Source organism: Vibrio inusitatus (genome assembly GCA_024346935.1).
GTDB classification, from domain to species: domain Bacteria; phylum Pseudomonadota; class Gammaproteobacteria; order Enterobacterales; family Vibrionaceae; genus Vibrio; species Vibrio inusitatus.
In genome coordinates, this window is record AP024878.1 from 1,681,015 (window position 1) to 1,698,266 (window position 17,252).

The window sequence follows — 17,252 nt, forward strand, 5'->3', positions numbered from 1 at the left end:
TTAGTTCTCTTGTTGGGAATTCTGGATAGTTTTAATCGTTGTTCTCAGTGGCATACCCGAAACAGGAGAGCCAAGGTAAGAGCTCACCACTCGCTCCCCTGCTTTTAGCTCATCGCCAATATAGGCAAAGGTGGCATTTCTGAACACGGGCTTTACACTGCGCAGTTCAAGCTTGTTGGCTTGATTCATGATCCAGACGTGGTTATCACTTCGCATCAGTTCATCCGGTAGCACACTCACGTTATCTAACGCCTTTCCCTTAAGGGTGGTATCGAGCAAGTCGTTGATCATTACGCGCGGTTTGCCTTGGTTTTCAGGTAACAGCGCCAATGGATCGGCAATCGCAACCACCACTGAAACCATACGAGACTGGCTATCCATATTTGGTGCAATCGAGAGCACTTCACCACTGCGAGTTTGGCCATTCCAGTGTGAGCTGGTGATTGAAACCGAACTGCCTTTACCACTTTGATTGGCATACTCAAGCCACTGTCCACCAGCTTCTGACAATTCAACCGTCAATAGAAAACGGTCAGTAGAGACTAACTGGAGTAAGTCGCTACTGGTAGACACTCGACTGCCGATATGAACGTTGCTTTGGATTACCTGCCCAGAAAATGGTGCTCGAATTTTGGTGCGAGCAAGGTTTAATTCGGCTTTCGCAAGATTCGCTTTGGCACGATTTAGGTTGGCTTTTGCCGCTTCTAGTTGTGGTAAACGCATCACTAAAGCGCGCTCATTTTCCGTAAGTTTATGACCCGTAAGTTGGTACTCTTTCTTAGCAATGCTTTGACGCCCAAGTTCGAGTTTTAACTCAGATTCAGCTTCAACCACAGCCGCTTTCATCTCGTGGCACGTAATCAAATACTCGGCATTATCCAGCTCAATTAAATTTTCGTGGTGCTTGATCTGACTCCCCGCAACAAGGTTTGGTTTGATTGCAATCACTTGACCATCAACCTCAGGGTATATCGAAATCATCTTATCGGCACTCACGGTAGCCAATGCATTCAACTCAATATTGACTGTGTTTTTTTCAACAAGGTAGGTATCAACCAATCGCTCAACTTTCACTGGTTTTGCGCGCTGACTTTTTGGCGTCGATGCCATCAAATGCCACGCACCACCTCCTGCAAGTGACAGAACAAGAATGGGTGTAACAACTTTTTTAAGTGCGGGGGTGGTGATTTTCATTAGTCCATGTCCTGTGCTACTGATTGGGTGGTTTGGTTATCTGCTGGGTTTGGTTCAAATGTATTTAGATTGCCCGCAATCGAACGGTGCAACGCGATACGCAAAGCAAACAGGTTTCCCTGGCTCTCAACTTGACTCTGCTGTAAATCAAGCTGCGATTGCTGCGCGATGAGCACTTGCAGAAAGTCCACGCTGCCGTTTTGATAGCGAAGTTGTTTGATTTGCGCCGTTTTTGAAGCTAGCGCTAAACGCTGTTCAATATTATTTAACTGAACGTGTTCGCTCTGCTCTTGGGTTAACGCGGTTTCGACTTCGCTGACGACTTGAATGACTTTTTGGGTGTAGTTATTTAGACTCTCATTCAACACAGCTTGTTGCTCTTCAATCACAGCAGTTCGTGCCCCACCATCAATGATCGGTACTAAAATTGAGCCTGCTAACTGGCTTACCCAATCACTCATTAAGTTCGAAATGTTGTTTGAGTTTGAAAGCAGTGAAGCGGTAATTTGAATTTGTGGGTAACGATCCGCCTCTGCCACCACAACGTTTTGTTGCTGACTTTGCACCGCAAACCACGCTTGCTTCAAGTCAGGTCTTTGATTGAGTAACTGCGCAGGAACACCAATGTTTGGCATCAAAGGTAACCTTGATAAAGGAGGTAAGTCTTTTAGAGTAAAAGAGAGATCGCCAGTAAGTACCTTGATCTGCTGCTCGATCACTTTTAACTCACTTTGAGCCGTCAGTAACTTAGCTTGTTGCGCTCGCTGTAACTGTTGCTGCTGCCAGATATCTTCAATATTGTTTTGTCCATATTGGTGATGGAGCGTCAGCATCTCTAGCTGTTTATCAAGCACGGTTAATTGCTGTGAATATAACTCGATCAACCCGTTCAGAGTGACGGCTTGATACCAGTTAAGCGCAATCTCAGAGCTCAATGTAATCGCTATGACATCCAGTTCTTGCTGGCTTGCAAGGTAATCAAATTCCGCAGCTTGCTTGGTTGCAGACAAGCGCGACCATAAATCGATCTCATAGCTCGCCATCACACCAAATTGAAATGTACTAGTGGAATCAGAAGATTGCATCGTGCGGTCAGCATCGAAGGTTGCATCAAGCGTTAGTGACGAATTCGCGCCCGCTTGCGTTGCTTTTGCTGCCGACTGTTGTAAACGATTAATTGCCGCCTGAAAGCTAAAGTTATTGCTTAAAGCTTGGGAGATTAAACTCTCTAGCTGCGGGTCATTGAATGATGCCCACCACTCTGTCGCCATTTCACTGCGATTAGCTTCACTATGACTATTTTGAGTTGTCTTCGCAGTAAATTGCTGAGGAAGTGACTCCGTCAAAACAGGCATTGGTTCAGTAGGCATCGACTTCGAGGCACAGCCTGCCAATATCGTACTTAAACTCGCAATTAAAATGGATGAACGCTGCATAGGTGGTGGGCTCATTGATAAACAGTGTCGCCACTATACGACTCAAGCCTTGATATTTTTTGCCAAGCAATCACCAGTTTGTCGCAAATTGTATCAATTTCGCTAAATTGTCGAGGTTTGTATCAAAGCCGTTTTTTTACTCAATTTTGTGCCACGATATTGGCTCAATTTAATCACTGAGTAACCCCATGCCTTTGAGTCAGCCTAACCCATCACACAGCATCAATGTGGACCCACAATCCCTGACATGGGTAAATATTGCAGCAATAACCATCGTATTAACAGCTGTGAAGTTTTTTGATGGGGTACTGGCTCCACTGCTTGTTTCGGTTTTTATCGCGTTTGCGGTTTACCCTGTGATTACTTTGGTTAAGCGTGTGAAAATTCCACATGTCGCAGCCTCTTTACTTGTTATGCTGTTTTTCTTGGCAGAGCTTGGCACGTTAGGTGGCGTATTGGGGAATTCAACCAGTGACATTTTGGTTAATATCGACAGTTACCAATTAAGCTTGCAAAAGACGCTTAGCCGCATAAACCTTTACGCCAACCGTGTTGGCTTACCCATCGACCTAAGCTTGGTGAATATTGAGTCGTTATTTGCCACTACGGAACAATCAATGCTCAATGTGGCCTCCAAAGCTGGCAACACCATGAGTAACTTTATGATTATATTGGTGACGACTGGATTTATTGTGACAGAAGCGCCCGTTCTTCACCGCAAGCTGCATCGCCATATACACTCAGAAAAAATGTTAGTCAGTATTGATAAGTTTGTGCACTCAATGAACCGCTACTTGCTTGCTAAATCTACGATTAGCTTAGGTAAAGCAGTGCTAGTCGGTGGGATCTTATGGGGCTTTGAGGTTGAGTATTACGTGCTCATTGCTGTGTTGGTGTTCTTACTTAATTTTATCCCGAACATTGGTCCACTATTGGCAGCAGCACCGCTTACGGTATGTGTGTTACTGCAGACAGGGATTAACGAAACCCTAGTGATTATATCGCTCTATTTTGGCATCAACTTTGTTGTTGGTAACTTTGTCGAACCGAAACTATTGGGAAGTAAGCTAGGGCTATCGCCACTTATCGTATTCTTGTCATTACTATTCTGGGGTTGGCTATTAGGACCGGTAGGTTTGATTCTTTCCGTTCCATTAACGATGGCGGTGAAAATCTGCTTTGAGAGTTCGAGTCACTATCAACACCTTTCAGAGGTTATGGGGTAAAGGATAGTTAAAGTGAATGACAGAGGTCATTTCAACTTAGCGAAGCCTGACACAGTTTTGGGGTAAACTTCGTCTATCTTTAACCTCAAGATATTGCAATTAAAAGGTAAACCATAATCTCGATACAATTCGACGATCTTATCTCGGATAAGTGCTCTTATGGGTAGCTAGCATTAACAGAATGGATATGAGTATTTACTCTAACAAGGAAAGGGGCATTTTCGTGTTACGCCACCCTACCAGCAAGGATCTGGACATTTCCGTTTTAGCAAAGCATGAATTATTAAGAGTATAGTAAAAGTCGCTTACGTGAATGTCCAGTATCACTGGGACAGATCACTCATGCGGTCACCCTGCTTGTAGCCCCAATCCGAGTATAAAAATATCAGAAGAATTCAACGTGACTGGACCTTATATTGGAGTCTATTTAGGAGGTCCATATTTTAACTCAAATCCACACAAAACGTCGAAGAGCCCCTTAATATTTATAGAAAATATAACTATCAGTTTTGCCATGTCACGTATTAGCTGAGATATAGCTGCTACAGTTTTAAAAGCAAGCTTTCACCTTGGAGCGCAGTTCACGGTGTACGGGATCGTTTAGATAACGACGATGATAAATTAAATGATACTCAACAGGGCTAAATTTAAATGGAAAATCAAAGCACGTTAAACCGAGCTTATTTCCCCACCGATCAAACATACTTCGAGATACGCTTCCTAGTTTATCTCCTTCTGATGCCAACAACATCATGCTAGCAATCGAACCGGTTTCAACCACGACATTTCGCTGTGCACTTTGCCCTACTTGTAAGTACTCAAAGGCAGACATACTCTGTCGCTTCATTTTAAGTGCTATATGTTGTTCAGAATAATATTGTTCTGCCGTCAAAGTATAGTGAATTCTGGGATGGTCTTTCCGACACACAACCACCATTTGGTCTTGATATATTTCTTCTGAAATCAGTGCGGTCGACTGCCGCGGTAAATGATCAATAACCAAATTGACTTTTCTAGAGGTTAAGTCCCCTACCAATTGTTCATCGCTTAAAGGTGATTCTAAAAAATGAGCATCTATCTTCCCTTCAAGCTGATATAGTAACGACTCGCTACAATGAATGACAGGCTTAACATTGGTTCGAGTAATATCCAACAGAGACTCAGCCTGCGCAAAGCGCTCCGCCAAATACAAACCTTCGGCAGTCAACTCAACTCCCCTACCTTTACGCGCATAGAGCTCATAACCAACTTCTGCTTTGAGCTTTTTTAATGCCATGCTAATTCCAGGTTGAGTCATGCCAAGTACTTCTGCCGCTTTCGTCAATGAACAAGTTTGGCTTAATACGACAAACACTTTTATTAGGTTATAGTCCATTCACTCTCCTTAAAAAAACCTCCTAACAAAGTAGGAGGATAATCTTAATATGCCACCTTAGGATAGTGAAGCACTAGTTATTAAACCGAGCCGACCTTTACTAACCAAACGTACGTATCTGGTAGCGCATTAAAACCCGTCATTAACACACCACGTACTTTTAGTAGCGAATTTGGCCACCTAATTTGTATCAACTAATCAACATCAAAGATGCAGATAGAAACCTAAGTTAAGAAAAAACAATAGTAGGTATGTGCTTACTGCACACTTACACCACGGATACTGTCAATGAATTCGATAAATGCCATCTCGTTACTGGGTTTGTAGAAGCGCCAAACGCCAGTCCAGCCTTCTTGAACATCCACAGAGTGTGCAACGTCTGGGCAGTTGAACACCACTTCGAACGTTTCGCCGTTATCCTTCATATTTTCATGCCCGATGTAAAAGTTATCTTCGACAATCCAGCCAGCCGTGTCGTACGTAGTGAGAGAGAAAAAGCCACCATTTTCATAGTCTAACTCTGGTTTAGGCATGTTGAATGTTTGACACTCTTTTGCAGACCCACCGCCTACAACGTAAGGTAGGTATTGAGCTTCGTAAGAAGGAAGACCACCGTAACCAACAGCAGTGGCGTATAGATAAGAGATAGGATCAGCTTGCTCAAGCTCTTTTACAAAAGACTTGTGCTCTAAGATCTTCGCTTTGCCTTCAATGAACTCCATTACCAACGCTTGACGCAAGGCTTTCACATCATCCTCAGCAAAACCTTTTGAGGGGTATGGACGAGCAGCATTGGCCACTATTTTAAGCTGCTGTTGACGTTGCGCCGTATCATCTCCTGCAATTTTTGTACGAGCAAGGACATAAACATACTCACCATTAATATCATTAGCACTGATAGTTAATGATTCACCACGTGAGACAACTTGATGAGAAAGGTGCAACTCATCCATTATATGGATGAGTTGATAGTGCTCAGACTCAGGCACTGTGAATGTCGCTCCCTCTGAAACATCGACAATAGCGATTGAGTAGACAACATCACGATTTGAGCGAATTACTTGTTGATTTTCAATACTCACCGGAGCATCGTGCATCCAACTGTTTACGCCCGACTTTTCTTGAACACCAGAGAAGTACCAATCTGTTTCAGCTTCAACATAGTTGTCTTTGGTCACTTCAGTTGCCAAAACAGATGCTGATACCAATGACATCAAGGTAACAAGGATAGATTTTTTCATAAGTAGTCTCAACTTAGTTTAGGATTTTAGGTACCCCGTTAGTATGGCTAGAATCTAGAGAGGAAAATATAGACTATCAATGATAAAAAACATCACTAGCAGTGATGTATTGGCAATTTGAAAGAGTTGTAGATAATGCATTTTGAAATGGATAATTATAAGTATCACCCGCCACAAAGCTTAAGAACTCTTAATTTTCATTCACGCTGATATAGAAATAATGCGAAGATATAATTTCTATTATTAACTAACTCTCTTTTGTTCTTTTTCTCTTTGGGTTACGCGTCAAAACTATTAGCAGCATTTTTTGCTAATCCTAAAGCGTGGAATATTTTGGAGTTTGTGGTTGGATTTACCATGGCATTTATCGCCATTTCATTAGTGTGGGATCTATTTTAACCACACCAATGAAACAGCATTGAGGTCAATAGAGGTTGAGTTAGAAGACTTCATTCACATTAAAATAAAGCAGGGTTTCATCTTCACTAAAACCAAGATCGGCGCGTAAGGTTATGCGCCCTTTTAATCGGTATCGTAGGCCTGCGCCAAAAGTTGTTAGCAAATCATCAGTCAGTTCACTGGCATCTTCACCAATAGACCCAACACCACCCCAGAACACACTGCCTCAACGACGATAGATAGGTAAGCGGTATTCAAGTTGAGCCATTGCCATCTGTTCATCTCTATGACGCCCTAGAATATAACCACGCATTGCGTAGGCACCAAAATCCGCATGGAGCAATGTGCCTTTTTCAGTGTTCTCAACAAAGTTTCGCGTGTCATACAGAGTCAGCGGCAGTGGGGTCAGGTCTTGCTTTATGCCAGTCAATACTTTTTGTATCTCAAAACTAGCAAGTGACGCCAAGCAAAAATTCTGTCCGTAGCTCATTTTGGGGCAAAGACGTGTTACCCGTGCCAGGTTTAGGCTCACTATATAATTGCAAGTTGATACCTAGCTTGAGGGACGCTAATTAAGGGATGATGACACCGACTTAGTATTAGCGTCCCAAACTTCTAGTTTGGATTAACTATCCCCACCCTTGTATTGGCGAATGTAACAAAAGTCATATGCTTCATAAATTCCATAGACTTGGTTTCGATTGGTGCATCTTGAATGCCTGTGAAGCGGTCAAACGTACTTCCAAGCTGAACCAAATCGCTTAATGTGCCATCATCTTGAATGGATGCATATCGAACATTATTTTCACCTAGGAAATACAATTTGCTACCATCAGTCCACAAAGATTTTAGCTCAATGTCACTAGCATCTATAGAATGCCAAGTTGTACCTAGGTCCTCGCTATAGTGAATCACAGACTCATTCTCATCATACAGGGCGACAAGATCGCCTAGAGGATGCATTGATAGCACCCCTGATACTTCTGTGTGCTCTTCCCAGTTATTACCTTTATCTGTTGTGATCCAAAAAGAAGTGGAGTCTTGAGTTGTCACTGTCCCTGCATAAACATCTCTACCATTAAAAAAACGGTAGTTAGTATCTAGAGCCATTGGCATTGTTTGCCATGTTTGACCAAAGTCGCGACTCTCATATTTCGTTCCTGCAACAACATACTGCTCATCACCAAATGCATCGGTATGAAGTGGGTCTCTAAACCAACTTTGTCCACCGTCTAAACTAGCGCTGTGATAGGCAATAATCATATCACCATTAGTTTTCGCTAACTCAAATCGTTCTCTTCCATTGCAACTCCCCTCAGACCAGTCGCAATCCTGATGTACATTATCTGAAGTGAAACCTATTGCTCCTTCTGAGGTATAGTAAGTTTCCTCGCGGTTTAGGTAAGAGCCTATGGTTAGTGGGGTTTCAGAGATCACGTACATATAGTCATTTTCTACATCGTAGTTAAATTTGAACTCTGATGCATGCTCTAGGTTTACACCTCTAACCGTGTTCCAGTCCTTATATCGATGATAGGAATTTTCATCACCATCATCATCACATCCGACTAACAGCGTTGTTGCCATAGCAAGTAACAATAAACTTCTCGTTTTCACTCTTTACCTCAAATTTGTTAGTACTACAGAGATTTCCGCTCTACTAATAAACAGGAGAATAGCTTATAAATCAGATGGTTATTGTTTAAAAATGTAATGAATTACGATTTAGATAGTAGTGCAGCAACGTGGCAATAACACTAATACCTACTTTCAACCTATAGATATAACAAGTTTATCGTTAGCACATGCCAAAGTACTCAGAGTCACAGTTCAATCATTAACTTAAATACTAAGTTAATGCGCAATAAAATAAAGAAGCCCACTGGGACTCCTTCATTTTTTTGCAAAAAAAACGTAGATAGCTCTCTACTAGCAAGCTTATGGGACTCTACAAATACAATCCAAATCATGATCGTTAACTAAACCGGTCGCTTGCAGAAATGCATATAAGGTTGTACTGCCTAGAAATTTAAAGCCGAGTTTCTTTAGATCTTTGGCAAGGCGATCAGAGAGTTCTGTCGTTGCCACTGGGTAGTCGCCTTTTTCTCTGTTGTCGAGTGGTGTGTTATCAACATAAGCCCAGATGAATGAATCAAAACTGCCGTATTCAGATTGGATCTGTAAAAACAACTTGGCATTATTAATCGCTGCTTCAATCTTTGCTCTATTACGGATAATTGACGCATCTTGCATCAACTCTTCTACCCTATCTGCATCAAACTTAGAAACAGCAACAGGGTCAAAGTTCGCAAAGGCACGGCGATAACCTTCTCGTCGCTTAAGGATGGTGTACCAACTTAGGCCAGCTTGCGCTGATTCAAGGATTAGAAACTCAAAGAACACCTTGTCGTCATGAACTGGTACGCCCCATTCTTTATCATGATATTCCACATAATCTGGTTTGCTAACATCAAGCCAGTTGCATCGCTTCATCTTTATACCTTCAGTGCTCACAGCACTCTTCTATCTGCATAACGTGATAGTCAGAATAGCAGACCCATCATCAATTGATAGAAAAGTACCGTGTTAAAGTGAAGCTGATGCTAGATGATCATGGTTAATTGAGCGGAAACCACATAGTTGTCATCATCACCATATTGAGCGGCCAGATCAAAGCCAAACACGCCGTATGGTCTAAACCCAAAACCTGCGGTAACCATGTTTTCAGCATAATCAGTCATGCTATGCATATAGCCCGCTCTAAACTGAGCCCACTTCCAAAGATCTACCTCTCCGCCAACTCGAGTAAACTGAGTTTTGTAGCTTTGCTCTTCAAAATAACGTGTTGAGTTCAAGTCGATATCAGCGGTCAGGGTATACCAGTTGGTTGAATACGCACTGCCTAATTTATATTCAGGTTCAACAACAAAGGTTGCTGTTTTCCCCATCTGAACGTTAGTTTCTAAGCTATGAGACAAGATGTTTTTAGCTACGAAGGCAATATTTAAGTGTTCGATAAGTTCATAGCTGGCACCAATATCTAGGTTAAATGCTGTTTTTTCTTCAAGATCATCAAAGAATTCAGCATCATCTAGTTCATCTTCATTCAACCTTTCTTGGAAATAGGTCGTGTAGATTTGTTGAACTTTAGGTGAGAAACCAACGCTGAGGTTTCTATCATAAACTTCATAGTTTTGAGCAAACGTGAAACCAATATCCAGCGTACCACCGATTAAACCAGTGACGGTTGATCGCACTTCGTCATCAGGACTTGTATTATCAAAATCTCGGTCATCAATATCCATTGTCGCTAATGCTGTTGCGTGAGTAGAAACAAAGAAATTGGTATTGATGAAGCTATTTGGAACCGCAAATACCATACCTGCTGAGGCGTTCGCGGCGATATCACCATTAGAAAGATCTCTAAGCGCTGCTTTCCACGCTTCTTGAGCTTCACCACTGGCTGGATTATCAAGCCAGTCATCTTCAGCATCAAAATACACATCGAGCTTATCTAGAACGCCCTGCCCATCATGAACACCCGCCGTCACTACTGGCAAAATCATGCCGAAACTGTGTTTAGATTCTCCTGATGCCGCTAGAGCAGGATTGTAAAAACTCGCACTAACAAAATTAGAAGAAGCCACACCAGTGCCTGCCATGGCAATACCACGTGCGTCACTGTGAGCATGACTGTGAAATGAGAGAGTAGTAAAAGAAAGGCTGCACACAATGGCAGCCTTTTTGATTGAATGCATGACGTATCCTTATTGCCTCAATTAACAAAACGTCATTCTATATGTGAAATATTTCAATAAAAGTTAAAGTAACTCAATAAGTTAGAAGTGTTACATTTAGTTACATATATTAAAATAGCACCGTGTTGCAGGTGCTACTTCAACAATTACGCCGCGCGCACGTCAATTCTATGGAAAAGGCGATAGAGAACAGGCACCACTATCAAAGTCAGTACTGTAGCGAAGCCCAGACCAAACATGATGGTTACCGCCATTGGCTTAAAGAAAATATCGGGCAATAGTGGAATCATACCCAAAATAGTCGTAATTGCCGCCATACACACAGGTCTAACACGACTCAATGCCGCTTCTACAACCGCAGTATAAGGTTCCTTACCAGAACGTATTTCCAATTCAATCTGATCGATCAATACGATACCATTTTTCAACAGCATTCCGGATAGACTCAAGAAACCAAGTAACGCCATAAAACCAAATGGTGTGTTGAGCAGTAACAATCCACTGGTAACACCAATAAGAGCAAGAGGCACAGTTAGCCATACTATCAATGGTTCTTTCACGGAATTAAACAGGAATACAGTGATCAAGAACATGAATAAATAGCCCATAGGCATGCTGGCGAACAAAGAACCTTTAGCATCGTTAGAAGACTCATATTCACCACCCCACTCTAAGCTGTAACCCGGTGGCATCTCAATAGCTTCGACTTTACTTTGTATACGTGCTTGCAGTGTTGCTGCGGTCTCTTCACCTAGCAGATCAGGATCGGCAAACACAGTAAGCATACGTTTTCTGTTTTTACGAACAATAAGAGGATCTTCCCAACGTACCTCATTGCCTAAAGTAATCTGTTGCAGTGGAATGTAGTCATTCAGCACAGGGCTCCAGATCTTCATACCTTCGATATTTCGAAAATCAACACGTTCCTCTTCCGTCAAGCGGGTCACAATTGGCATTAAAGTCGTACCATCTCGATACACACCAACTGTTAATCCAGAGAATGACATTTGTAAGAAATCATCCATGTCATTTTTACTGATACCGTATCGGCGTGCTTGACTCTCATTAAATTGCGGCTCAACTACTTTTGTTCGCTCACGCCAGTCATGTCTAACACCTGTTGCGCCGGGATCAGCATTCAAAATATCGACAACCTGAGAGGCTATGCCACGAAGAATAGTAGGATCAGAGCCAATAATCCTTGCTTCAATCTTCGCTCCACCACCAGGACCAAGTTCGATCTGCTTTAATTTATAATCAATTTCAGGAAAGTGCGTTGAGACATATTTTCGGTATTTGTCCATGATGTCGTGAAGCACTTCATAGCTCTCCACCCTAGTCACTATCTCTCCATAAGCAGCATAACTTTTCTCCGGAGTATAGGTCAGCATAAAGCGCTCTAGCCCCTTACCCGCAGTAGTCGTTACAGCTTCAACACCGTCTTGTTCAAGAAGCCAGCTTTCAATCGCCTGCATTTTGGTATTAGTAACACGAATATCGCTACCTTCCGGCAACCATATGTCGGACATAAATATTGGCGTTGTCGATGATGGGAAGAAGGCTTGTTTGATGAAGGTAAAACCGTACATGCTAACGCCAAGCGCTACAACAAGAACGACAACCGTTCCCCAAGCATTACGCATGCAAAATTCTAAGAACTTTTTATAGGTAACAAAGACAAAACCGTTGTATGGGTCCGCATCCGCATCACCTTTAAATTTTTGTCCTTTAAAGAACATATTTGCAAAAAATGGCGTTAGAGATATTGCAGTAAACCAAGACAACATTAACGATATAAGCAATACCGAGAACAGCGTTGCACAGTATTCACCTGTCGAATCTTCAGACAAACCGATAGGCGCAAACGCAGTAACAGCGATAACGGTAGCACCTAACAGCGGCCACTTAGTCTGGGTTACGATATCGGTCGCAGCTTGCATTCTCGTCCGTCCCTTTTGGGTCCCAACGAGTATACCTTCAACGACCACAATGGCGTTATCTACCAACATACCAAGCGCGATGACCAGAGCACCAAGAGAGATGCGCTGTAAATCGATGGCTAGATATTTCATGAACACAAACGTGCCCAAAACTGTCACTAGTAAGATTAAACCAATTAACAGACCAGAACGAAGCCCCATGAAGAACAGTAGTACAACGATTACGATCGCTACCGCTTGTCCAAGACTGATGACAAAGCCACTGACTGACTTGTCGACTTCTTTTGGTTGACTGTAAATTTCTGAAATTGTTACGCCTACTGGTTGTTGATATTTCAACTCAGCTAAGCGTTGATCAAGTTTTTTCCCAACACTGACAACGTTCACACCTGCGTTAAATGAAATACCTACATTCAACGCAAAGTTGCCGTTGTAATTAATAAGGTTGGTTGGCACGTCAATGTATCCGCGTTTAACTTCAGCTACATCACGCAAATAAATTAAACCTGAATCCTGTTTGGCGGAATCGGTGATGATTAAATCACCTAATTGTTCAACATCCTGAAACTCACCCGTTGGATGTATACGAATGTATTCGTCACCAAATCGAACAGCCCCTGCAGGAGAAATAATGTTTTGTGTATTAAGAAGGTCTGCAACAGTTGAAGGAGAAATGCCTAAGGTGTTTAAGCGCTTCATCGACATTTCAATAAAGACTTGCTCTTGCTGATCACCGGAGACCGCAACTTTACTAATCCCATCAATCAACTCGAGATCTCGACGCAAATAATCGACATAATCAAGAAGCTCTTTGTAGGTGTAGCCCTCACCTGTAACAGCAAGTAGCACTCCATATACATCACCAAAGTCGTCTATGACAGCAGGTGTATTGACCCCCGGAGGAAGCGTACCTTCTAGATCCGTCACCTTTCTGCGCAATTCATCCCAAATTTGTGGCAGATCATCCGGGCCATAATTGTTTTTCATCGTAACGGTTATCTGTGATAAACCACGACTTGAAATCGAATTAACTTCGTCTACGTAGGTAAGTTGTTGGATAGCCTTTTCGAGGGGATAGGTCACTTCCTCTTCGACTTGTTGCGGTGTTGCTCCCGGATAACTGGTCACCACCATCGCATCTTTAATCGTGAAAGCGGGATCTTCTAGTCGACCTAATTCGAAAAACGAAGCGGTACCACCGATAAAGAAGATCAGTGCAATCATCCAACTGATTACTTTATTTTTGATGAAATAGGCAGCAATTCCAGTTGTGCCGTCATCATTTTGCTGCTCTTGATTTTCCTTACTCATTGAACAGCCTCCTTCTTAATTACTTCCACTTGAGCTCCCTCTCGCAGTTGCGACAAGCCTTTAGTTACTATCGTTTCTGCACTTTCTAGACCACTGATTACTTTGATCGTTTTGCTGTACATTTTCCCTAAAACAATCAGGCGCTTTCGTACCTTATCGCCTTCTAGAATCCAAACGTACGTCTCCCCTTTATCGAGCGTATCGCCATCGGCGTTAATCACAGCGCTGAGAGGAATATTAGTTCCAGAACTTACATTTAAACCAGTCTCACTGCTCTTTGCTGTTACCTCAAGAGCCATACCATCCAAAATCACTTCAGTTTCAGGCATTGGCATAATTAGGGTGACGTTATAAGTTCCAGTGGCTGGATCTGGCTCTGTTGTAAACTCTTTTATCTTCGCATCATAAATATTGCCACTGTCTACTTTTACCTTGGCAACAATTCGGCGCAAATCAAGATCACTCGGTTGATGAATAAACAAACGATCAGGCACTTGAATGAGTACTTCAACGGATTCAGTACTGTGAATATTGACGATTTGTTGTCCTACTTGGATATTTTCAAATCTATCCACATTTACACGAGAAATAATGCCGTCCGCTGGGGCGGTTAATGTAGTGAACTTCAGGTATAACTCGGCTAATCGCAGATCCACAAGCGCAATGCTTCTTTGCGCTGCAATTTCATCAAATTGCGATTGAGCCAGTAGCCCTTTTTTCACTAACGGCGCCGAACGTTTATATTGACTGTTAATCGCAGCGTAGCTTGCTCTCGCATTGTCTACGGCAATCTTAAAGTCACGTGTATCAAGCTGAGCAAGAAGATCACCTTTCTTCACTCGGTCCCCTTCATTGACCACGAGTTCAGTGACTTCACCCGCAACCCTAAAACTAAGATGAGAGCGAAGAGCGGCTTGTGCAACGGCCGGAAAAAAGATTCTGTCTGTAATTTCTGGTTCACCTAGCTGCAATACTTCTACTTTAGAAATATGTTCCGTAGGCTCAACAACTGGCCTTTCGCAACCCGTAATTAGCGTTGTAAGCCCGAATAACAATACGCAGCGGGAGAGCTGCTTCATAGTCAACATCATAGACCTCTCTCCTTGATCCATTCTCTTACCTTCATCCCTGCTGCTAACTCTTGTACACCGGATACAATAATCTGGTCTCCGTCATCAAGACCCGAACTGACTTCATTCAAGTTACTAAGCTCAATAGTTACCTGCTCTACGGTAAAATCTTCTTTTACTCTCCACACACACGAACCGCTATCGCACTTAAAAAGAGCGGTCTTAGGTAATTTAGTTGGCTCAGATCTTGGAAGTTTGATATGAATATTACCGGACATACCTGGTAAAATGCCTAAGTCTTCAGGGCGTTGCATGACCATAGTAACTTTGTAGCTACCGGTTGAGTTGTCCGACTCGGTATCTATTTCTTGAAAGGTCAGTGGGAATTGATGATCAGGAAAAGAATCAAATACCATATAGGATTCTACCGCATCATAACCACGAAAGCGGTTGAGCAGTGAGTCAGGAAGCGGAAAGATAACTTTTAGTAATTCATTGGACTGTATGTTCATTACGCCTTGTTTGGCTTGAACGTACTCAAAATTATCAATATTGACGAGCGAAATGGTGCCATCAAATGGTGCGAGTAATTTTGTATAGCTGTAGTTTGCCAGTGCTTGATCGTATTCAGCTCTTGCAGATTTATGCTTTGCTCTTGCCTGATCAAAGTCTTGTTCTGAGACAACCTTATCCGCAATCAGCTTTTTACTACGGTTAAATTGTACTGCCGCTAAATCAAAATTGGCCTTGGCTTGAGAGCGCAATAACTTATATTCTTGATCATCAAGAACAGCAAGAAGATCTCCTTTTTTTACAGCAAGTCCCGCAGTGGCTGGAAGCTCTAACAGCTCGCCTGGGACTCGAAAAGCGAGTACTGCTCTATCACCTGCAGCAGATCCTGCAGGGAAAACTCGCTCAAAGCTTTTGTCTCCAACTGAAACCGTCAGGAATTTTGCTGGACGAGATTCAGGTTCAGAAACGGTTGCTTGCTTCTCACCACAAGCTGTTAAGCCGAGTGTTGCGAAAAGCACAACAAACCAATGAGTACGCATATGATATCCTTATTCAGCGACTTTAGGATTAATCATAGATGTTTCAAGATGTTATAGCCACGTTAATCTGGTATTTTTAGCGCGCTTTCTTGTTGGCGGTCATTTAATAAACCAATATCTTACTCAACATAATTTTAGGCACAAAAAAGAGCAGCCTACGCTGCCCTTTGAAAGTAAAAAACCTGACGAGTATTATGATTCTAAGACTCTTTGAGGTGAAATATTTGCTCAGTCTCTAAAGACGTCATAGAACGAATTTGACGCCACACATAGTAAAAGATACCGAGCATCATTAGCATACTTGGTATAGCAATGACTGGATAACTATACAGCGTCATTTTACCTAACTCTTCGTTAAACGCTGCGGTGCCTGCAGGACTCGTCACAATATAGGTGGCTAAGGCGTAATTCATAGCTGAAGAGAATGCAAACGTACTTGCAAATAAATAATTTGAATTCATAAGACAGCGATCAAAAGCTTTCTCATTACCACTTTCTTTCAAGCGTTCTTCAATTAGAGACAAGTTTAAGACGGTTTTATTGAAGATAAGTTTTTGCATCAATGGATGACGGGTAAACGTTGACCCCAATACCACAATACCAATCAGGCCCGGAATCAGCGCTTCTTTTAAAGCTAACCAACGAGTATCTAATTCTAGTAAGCCGATACCGCCAGTTAGAAGCACACTGACAAAACCCAGCGCAGCAATAAAATTGAATTTTTTATGGCGAATCAGCTCAAGACCACCATAAGCGACCGGAAAAGACAGAGCGACAACCAAAGACAGTACTGTGCCCAGATGCTCATCCCCACTAAACTTCATCAAAATGAGTGAAGGGATAAATACGTTGAACAGTATCTCAAACAGAGGGTTGGTTTTCTTGGTAGTGGTGTTACTCATAGTATTCCAGTATTACGCGCTATATTTGTCTTTATTGGATGGGGATTGTTCCTTGCGAAACGCAAAATGTAAAGTCCTTATAGTTTAGCAATCATGACAAGAGAGTTCAAAATCACATCTAATGCCTTAATGAACACCACCTTTGATTTTTTACGTCAAGACATTCATTCCTCAACACATCTCTCAATTACCAATTAGAAAGTCGCATAAAAAATGACGCAAGAATGCGCTGTAACGGCGATACATTGATAAATGATTGTAACTAGAGAACAAACACGAACAAGATTATGAAACTAGTAGAAGTTGCTTTGTTAGCATAAACATCTATCGAGACGCTGAATTTGATGA

14 protein-coding genes are annotated in these 17,252 nt (G+C 42.2%); 1 reads left to right on the plus strand and 13 read right to left on the minus strand.

Annotation, left to right across the window (positions count from 1 at the left end; genetic code table 11):
* Together OCU48_RS07750 and OCU48_RS07755 are read right to left on the minus strand one after the other, a co-directional pair.
* Entirely contained in the window at nt 1–1,194 is a 1,194-nt protein-coding gene (locus OCU48_RS07750; protein WP_141344034.1) for an efflux RND transporter periplasmic adaptor subunit, read from the minus strand.
* Nucleotides 1,194–2,645 carry a TolC family protein gene (locus tag OCU48_RS07755; protein WP_141344035.1) on the minus strand — a complete coding sequence of 484 codons (1,452 nt, stop codon included), beginning with the start codon at nt 2,643–2,645 and terminating at the stop codon, nt 1,194–1,196. The genes OCU48_RS07750 and OCU48_RS07755 overlap by 1 nt, the downstream gene beginning before the upstream one ends.
* A gap of 173 nt (nt 2,646–2,818) precedes the next feature.
* On the opposite strand from OCU48_RS07755, the gene OCU48_RS07760 reads away from it, so the two are divergent.
* Nucleotides 2,819–3,856, plus strand: coding sequence for an AI-2E family transporter (locus OCU48_RS07760; protein ID WP_141344036.1), 1,038 nt, complete (start codon nt 2,819–2,821; stop codon nt 3,854–3,856).
* Between the two features lie 550 nt (nt 3,857–4,406).
* On the opposite strand, the gene OCU48_RS07765 is transcribed toward OCU48_RS07760, so the two are convergent.
* The 11 genes from OCU48_RS07765 to OCU48_RS07815 all read right to left on the minus strand — a co-directional run bounded on the left by OCU48_RS07765 (nt 4,407) and on the right by OCU48_RS07815 (nt 16,904).
* On the minus strand, nt 4,407–5,231 hold the full coding sequence (locus tag OCU48_RS07765; RefSeq protein WP_141344037.1) for a LysR family transcriptional regulator: 825 nt from the start codon (nt 5,229–5,231) through the stop codon (nt 4,407–4,409).
* A 257-nt stretch (nt 5,232–5,488) separates the two neighbouring features.
* On the minus strand, nt 5,489–6,472 hold the full coding sequence (locus tag OCU48_RS07770; RefSeq protein ID WP_141344038.1) for a DUF1254 domain-containing protein: 984 nt from the start codon (nt 6,470–6,472) through the stop codon (nt 5,489–5,491).
* A gap of 439 nt (nt 6,473–6,911) precedes the next feature.
* The gene (locus OCU48_RS07775; RefSeq protein ID WP_244312222.1) at nt 6,912–7,091 is read right to left on the minus strand and encodes a hypothetical protein; all 180 of its coding nucleotides are present in this window, start codon (nt 7,089–7,091) and stop codon (nt 6,912–6,914) included.
* A 6-nt stretch (nt 7,092–7,097) separates the two neighbouring features.
* Nucleotides 7,098–7,337: a hypothetical protein gene (locus OCU48_RS07780; protein ID WP_244312223.1), complete on the minus strand. Its 240-nt coding sequence runs from the start codon at nt 7,335–7,337 to the stop codon at nt 7,098–7,100.
* 149 nt (nt 7,338–7,486) lie between these two features.
* Nucleotides 7,487–8,488 (minus strand): WD40/YVTN/BNR-like repeat-containing protein, encoded by a 1,002-nt coding sequence (locus tag OCU48_RS07785; protein WP_141344039.1) that lies wholly within the window; start codon nt 8,486–8,488, stop codon nt 7,487–7,489.
* Between the two features lie 321 nt (nt 8,489–8,809).
* Nucleotides 8,810–9,364 (minus strand): DNA-3-methyladenine glycosylase I, encoded by a 555-nt coding sequence (locus OCU48_RS07790; protein ID WP_141344040.1) that lies wholly within the window; start codon nt 9,362–9,364, stop codon nt 8,810–8,812.
* A gap of 110 nt (nt 9,365–9,474) precedes the next feature.
* Nucleotides 9,475–10,629 carry a conjugal transfer protein TraF gene (gene traF, locus OCU48_RS07795; protein ID WP_141344041.1) on the minus strand — a complete coding sequence of 385 codons (1,155 nt, stop codon included), beginning with the start codon at nt 10,627–10,629 and terminating at the stop codon, nt 9,475–9,477.
* Between the two features lie 146 nt (nt 10,630–10,775).
* Nucleotides 10,776–13,880: an efflux RND transporter permease subunit gene (locus tag OCU48_RS07800; protein WP_141344042.1), complete on the minus strand. Its 3,105-nt coding sequence runs from the start codon at nt 13,878–13,880 to the stop codon at nt 10,776–10,778.
* Nucleotides 13,877–14,971 (minus strand): efflux RND transporter periplasmic adaptor subunit, encoded by a 1,095-nt coding sequence (locus OCU48_RS07805; protein WP_141344043.1) that lies wholly within the window; start codon nt 14,969–14,971, stop codon nt 13,877–13,879. The genes OCU48_RS07800 and OCU48_RS07805 overlap by 4 nt, the downstream gene beginning before the upstream one ends.
* The gene (locus OCU48_RS07810; protein WP_141344044.1) at nt 14,968–16,002 is read right to left on the minus strand and encodes an efflux RND transporter periplasmic adaptor subunit; all 1,035 of its coding nucleotides are present in this window, start codon (nt 16,000–16,002) and stop codon (nt 14,968–14,970) included. The genes OCU48_RS07805 and OCU48_RS07810 overlap by 4 nt, the downstream gene beginning before the upstream one ends.
* 200 nt (nt 16,003–16,202) lie before the next feature.
* Nucleotides 16,203–16,904 (minus strand): VC0807 family protein, encoded by a 702-nt coding sequence (locus OCU48_RS07815; RefSeq protein ID WP_141344045.1) that lies wholly within the window; start codon nt 16,902–16,904, stop codon nt 16,203–16,205.
* Nucleotides 16,905–17,252: the final 348 nt, after the last annotated feature.

Coding starts and splice junctions, on each gene's coding strand:
- OCU48_RS07750 (WP_141344034.1), bottom strand. CDS start 1,194: ATGAAAATCACCACCCCCGCACTTAAAAAAGTTGTTACACCCATTCTT.
- OCU48_RS07755 (WP_141344035.1), bottom strand. CDS start 2,645: ATGAGCCCACCACCTATGCAGCGTTCATCCATTTTAATTGCGAGTTTA.
- OCU48_RS07760 (WP_141344036.1), top strand. CDS start 2,819: ATGCCTTTGAGTCAGCCTAACCCATCACACAGCATCAATGTGGACCCA.
- OCU48_RS07765 (WP_141344037.1), bottom strand. CDS start 5,231: ATGGACTATAACCTAATAAAAGTGTTTGTCGTATTAAGCCAAACTTGT.
- OCU48_RS07770 (WP_141344038.1), bottom strand. CDS start 6,472: ATGAAAAAATCTATCCTTGTTACCTTGATGTCATTGGTATCAGCATCT.
- OCU48_RS07790 (WP_141344040.1), bottom strand. CDS start 9,364: ATGAAGCGATGCAACTGGCTTGATGTTAGCAAACCAGATTATGTGGAA.
- traF (WP_141344041.1), bottom strand. CDS start 10,629: ATGCATTCAATCAAAAAGGCTGCCATTGTGTGCAGCCTTTCTTTTACT.
- OCU48_RS07800 (WP_141344042.1), bottom strand. CDS start 13,880: ATGAGTAAGGAAAATCAAGAGCAGCAAAATGATGACGGCACAACTGGA.
- OCU48_RS07805 (WP_141344043.1), bottom strand. CDS start 14,971: ATGATGTTGACTATGAAGCAGCTCTCCCGCTGCGTATTGTTATTCGGG.
- OCU48_RS07810 (WP_141344044.1), bottom strand. CDS start 16,002: ATGCGTACTCATTGGTTTGTTGTGCTTTTCGCAACACTCGGCTTAACA.
- OCU48_RS07815 (WP_141344045.1), bottom strand. CDS start 16,904: ATGAGTAACACCACTACCAAGAAAACCAACCCTCTGTTTGAGATACTG.